At 53.9% G+C, this 5366-nt stretch carries 2 tRNA genes and 2 rRNA genes; all 4 read left to right on the forward strand.

The window, feature by feature from the left end:
• Positions 1-238 precede the first annotated feature (238 nt).
• The 4 genes from C8J26_RS19975 (at position 239) to C8J26_RS19990 (ending at position 5256) form a co-directional block, all read left to right on the forward strand.
• A 16S ribosomal RNA gene (locus C8J26_RS19975) occupies positions 239-1725 on the forward strand.
• Positions 1726-1955: 230 nt separating this feature from the next.
• Positions 1956-2032 (forward strand) — tRNA-Ile (locus C8J26_RS19980).
• Positions 2033-2047: 15 nt separating this feature from the next.
• A tRNA-Ala gene (locus tag C8J26_RS19985) sits at positions 2048-2123 on the forward strand.
• A 336-nt stretch (positions 2124-2459) separates the two neighbouring features.
• Positions 2460-5256 (forward strand): 23S ribosomal RNA (locus tag C8J26_RS19990).
• The 16S and 23S rRNA genes sit together here with 2 tRNA genes alongside, the layout of an rRNA operon.
• The last annotated feature ends 110 nt before the right edge of the window (positions 5257-5366 follow it).

Below are 5366 nucleotides of genomic sequence, written 5' to 3' on the forward strand. Positions count from 1 at the left end.
AGGGAGGTTATGCGAGTGTCGGTATTTTTGTCGGCTCTTTGACATTGTAGGTTTAGATGAAGGGACATGTGGGCGGCGGCTTGCGGTTTCCGGGCTCCTCAAGGGTTCGGGTAATCGTTTAAAGCTAAGTCGTTCTCATATGTCCTTCACGTATCCATACGTAAAGAATATTGTGCAGAGCGGCTCCTTGAGATGAGCTGTCGTGTCGTGGAATTCCACTGCGACGTGACGGTGACATAAACTTGAGAGTTTGATCATGGCTCAGAATGAACGCTGGCGGCATGCCTAACACATGCAAGTCGAACGAAGGCTTCGGCCTTAGTGGCGCACGGGTGCGTAACGCGTGGGAATCTGCCCCTTGGTTCGGAATAACAGTTGGAAACGACTGCTAATACCGGATGATGACGTAAGTCCAAAGATTTATCGCCGAGGGATGAGCCCGCGTAGGATTAGGTAGTTGGTGTGGTAAAGGCGCACCAAGCCGACGATCCTTAGCTGGTCTGAGAGGATGATCAGCCACACTGGGACTGAGACACGGCCCAGACTCCTACGGGAGGCAGCAGTGGGGAATATTGGACAATGGGCGAAAGCCTGATCCAGCAATGCCGCGTGAGTGATGAAGGCCTTAGGGTTGTAAAGCTCTTTTACCCGGGATGATAATGACAGTACCGGGAGAATAAGCTCCGGCTAACTCCGTGCCAGCAGCCGCGGTAATACGGAGGGAGCTAGCGTTATTCGGAATTACTGGGCGTAAAGCGCACGTAGGCGGCTTTGTAAGTAAGAGGTGAAAGCCCAGAGCTCAACTCTGGAATTGCCTTTTAGACTGCATCGCTTGAATCATGGAGAGGTCAGTGGAATTCCGAGTGTAGAGGTGAAATTCGTAGATATTCGGAAGAACACCAGTGGCGAAGGCGGCTGACTGGACATGTATTGACGCTGAGGTGCGAAAGCGTGGGGAGCAAACAGGATTAGATACCCTGGTAGTCCACGCCGTAAACGATGATAACTAGCTGTCCGGGGACTTGGTCTTTGGGTGGCGCAGCTAACGCATTAAGTTATCCGCCTGGGGAGTACGGCCGCAAGGTTAAAACTCAAATGAATTGACGGGGGCCTGCACAAGCGGTGGAGCATGTGGTTTAATTCGAAGCAACGCGCAGAACCTTACCAGCGTTTGACATGGCAGGACGACTTCCGGAGACGGATTTCTTCCCTTCGGGGACCTGCACACAGGTGCTGCATGGCTGTCGTCAGCTCGTGTCGTGAGATGTTGGGTTAAGTCCCGCAACGAGCGCAACCCTCGCCTTTAGTTGCCATCATTTAGTTGGGCACTTTAAAGGAACCGCCGGTGATAAGCCGGAGGAAGGTGGGGATGACGTCAAGTCCTCATGGCCCTTACGCGCTGGGCTACACACGTGCTACAATGGCGGTGACAGTGGGCAGCAAGCACGCGAGTGTGAGCTAATCTCCAAAAGCCGTCTCAGTTCGGATTGTTCTCTGCAACTCGAGAGCATGAAGGCGGAATCGCTAGTAATCGCGGATCAGCATGCCGCGGTGAATACGTTCCCAGGCCTTGTACACACCGCCCGTCACACCATGGGAGTTGGATTCACCCGAAGGCGTTGCGCTAACTCGTAAGAGAGGCAGGCGACCACGGTGGGTTTAGCGACTGGGGTGAAGTCGTAACAAGGTAGCCGTAGGGGAACCTGCGGCTGGATCACCTCCTTTCTAAGGATATCGGCGGAAAGCGCCTTCGGCCTCGATCTTCGGATCCACGCTGAGGGAAGAGCTTCCTCCATTCCAAAGAACATTAGCCGCCGTCCTCATGTCCCTTCATCACTAGGTTAGTCCACGAGACGAAATAGCGTCAGCTATTTTGCACGTGGGCAAGCTCGGCCAGCGCGCGAAGCGCGCCCATAAGGCGCGGCTTTGCCGCGACTGACGGGCGCAGCGGGTGTGGGCCTGTAGCTCAGTTGGTTAGAGCGCACCCCTGATAAGGGTGAGGTCGGTGGTTCGAATCCACCTAGGCCCACCACACACAAATGCGTTTGGGGCCTTAGCTCAGCTGGGAGAGCGGTTGCTTTGCAAGCATCAGGTCATCGGTTCGATCCCGATAGGCTCCACCATTTGCATAACCTAGAGATGAAGAGAAACGGTTCGCCGTGCGAGAGCACGGTGATTGGGTCGAGACGACCCGTATTTGACATTGTGAATGGGTTTTTTAAAATCGATGCCGTGAGGTGCTCGATTTTGGGGACGAGGATTGCTTCGGCGGTTCGCAGGGCACTTCTGTGCAAGGCGATCTGGACGAGCGGTTCGAGGCTCCAGATATCGACATCATCATACAAAATAATCTGGCTGAGATTATAATCATCCGCACCTGACAAAGACCGCGACGCACTGCTCTGCCGAGTTGGTGATCCGAAAGGACACCCAGTGATGTCGTTGGTGGTGTGGACTCTCAAGCGTGAGGTAAGGGCAATTCGTGGATGCCTTGGCATGTACAGGCGATGAAGGACGTGGCACGCTGCGATAAGCGTCGGTGAGCTGTGAGCAAGCATTGACCCGACGATTTCCGAATGGGGAAACCCACCTATCCCGATTAATCCGAACTGTGTGGTAACACGCAGCTTGGGTTAATTAGGTTAGGTATCACTTAGCTGAATAAAATAGGCTTCGTGAAGCGAACCCGGCGAACTGAAACATCTCAGTAGCTGGAGGAAAAGACATCAACCGAGATTCCGTTAGTAGTGGCGAGCGAACGCGGACCAGGCCAGTGCCGACAAGTGAATTAGCAGAAGCTTCTGGAAAGTAGCGCCATAGCGGGTGACAGCCCCGTATGCGAAAATGAAATTGTCGGACTCGAGTAGGGCGGAACACGTGAAATTCTGTCTGAACATGGGGGGACCACCCTCCAAGCCTAAATACTCGTACATGACCGATAGCGAACTAGTACCGTGAGGGAAAGGTGAAAAGCACCCCGATGAGGGGAGTGAAACAGTACCTGAAACGGATTGCCTACAAGCAGTTGGAGGGCTTTTATGGCCTGACAGCGTACCTCTTGCATAATGGGTCTGTGACTTAATGTATCAAGCAAGCTTAAGCCGATAGGTGTAGGCGCAGCGAAAGCGAGTCTGAATAGGGCGCCAGAGTTTGATGTATTAGACCCGAAACCCGGCGATCTAGGCATGACCAGGATGAAGGTGCAGTAACATGCACTGGAGGTCCGAACCGATTAACGTTGAAAAGTTACCGGATGAGTTGTGTTTAGGGGTGAAAGGCCAATCAAGCCGGGAAATAGCTGGTTCTCCGCGAAAACTATTGAGGTAGTGCCTCGCACGAACACCTTAGGGGGTAGAGCACTGGATGGGCTAGGGGGTCGCGAGATCTACCAAACCTAACCAAACTCCGAATACCTAAGAGTGATATGCGGGAGACAGACGGCGGGTGCTAAGGTCCGTCGTCAAAAGGGAAACAGCCCTGACCTACAGCTAAGGCCCCCAAATCGTATCTAAGTGGGAAAGCATGTGGGACTTCCAAAACAACCAGGAGGTTGGCTTAGAAGCAGCCATCCTTTAAAGAAAGCGTAACAGCTCACTGGTCTAAACAAGAGGTCCTGCGGCGAAGATGTAACGGGGCTCAAGATACGTGCCGAAGCTTAGGGTGTGCCACTTATGTGGTACGCGGTAGCGGAGCGTTCCGTAAGCCTGTGAAGCGATCTGGTAATGGGTCGTGGAGGTATCGGAAGTGCGAATGCAGACATGAGTAGCGATAAAGAGGGTGAGATGCCCTCTCGCCGAAAGACCAAGGGTTCCTGCGCAAGGCTAATCCGCGCAGGGTGAGCCGGCCCCTAAGACGAGCCCGAAGGGGGTAGTCGATGGGAACCACGTTAATATTCGTGGGCCTGGTGGTGTGTGACGGATCATGTGTGTTGTCTGCTCTTATCGGATTGAGCAGGCTTCGAAATGGTTCCAGGAAATAGCCCCACCGTATAGACCGTACCCGAAACCGACACAGGTGGTCAGGTAGAGTATACCAAGGCGCTTGAGAGAAGTGTCCTGAAGGAACTCGGCAAATTGCCTCCGTACCTTCGGAAGAAGGAGGCCCTCACTATGCGCAAGCACTTTGAGGGGGCACAGGCCAGGGGGTAGCGACTGTTTAGCAAAAACACAGGGCTCTGCTAAGTCGGCTTCAAGACGACGTATAGGGCCTGACGCCTGCCCGGTGCCTGAAGGTTAAGTGGAGGGGTGCAAGCTCTGAAATGAAGCCCAGGTAAACGGCGGCCGTAACTATAACGGTCCTAAGGTAGCGAAATTCCTTGTCGGGTAAGTTCCGACCTGCACGAATGGCGTAACGACTTCCCCACTGTCTCCAGGACATGCTCAGCGAAATTGAATTCTCCGTGAAGATGCGGAGTACCCGCGGTTAGACGGAAAGACCCCGTGCACCTTTACTGCAGCTTCAGAGTGGCATTAGGAAGAAACTGTGTAGCATAGGTGGGAGGCTTTGAAGCATCGGCGCCAGCTGATGTGGAGCCATAGGTGAAATACCACCCTGTTTGTTTCTGATGTCTAACCTCGTTCCGTAAGCCGGAACAGGGACCCTCTGTGGCGGGTAGTTTGACTGGGGCGGTCGCCTCCTAAAGAGTAACGGAGGCGCGCAATGGTGGGCTCAGGACGGTCGGAAACCGTCTGTTAGAGTGCAATGGCATAAGCCCGCCTGACTGCGAGACTGACAAGTCGAGCAGAGACGAAAGTCGGTCATAGTGATCCGGTGGTCCCTCGTGGAAGGGCCATCGCTCAACGGATAAAAGGTACGCCGGGGATAACAGGCTGATAACCCCCAAGAGCTCATATCGACGGGGTTGTTTGGCACCTCGATGTCGGCTCATCACATCCTGGGGCTGGAGCAGGTCCCAAGGGTTTGGCTGTTCGCCAATTAAAGTGGTACGTGAGCTGGGTTCAGAACGTCGCGAGACAGTTTGGTCCCTATCTGCCGTGGGCGTCGAAATTTGAGAGGAGTTGACCCTAGTACGAGAGGACCGGGTTGAACATACCTCTGGTGTACCAGTCGTTCTGCCAAGAGCGCAGCTGGGTAGCTATGTATGGACGGGATAACCGCTGAAAGCATCTAAGCGGGAAGCCTCCCTCGAGATAAGATTTCATAGAGCCGTCGGAGACCACGACGTTGATAGATCGGATGTAGAAGTGCGGTAACGCATGGAGCTAACCGATACTAATTGCTCTATTCGCGCTTGAGAGTCTCACACCATCAATGACAACACTGGGTTCGCCCAGCACGTCAGACGATAGTGCGGATGATTAAGACGACGCCAGATTGCCAATCCCCTCGCCGTCGAGGGATTGGTC

Source organism: Sphingomonas aurantiaca (assembly GCF_003050705.1).
Classification (GTDB): domain Bacteria; phylum Pseudomonadota; class Alphaproteobacteria; order Sphingomonadales; family Sphingomonadaceae; genus Sphingomonas; species Sphingomonas aurantiaca.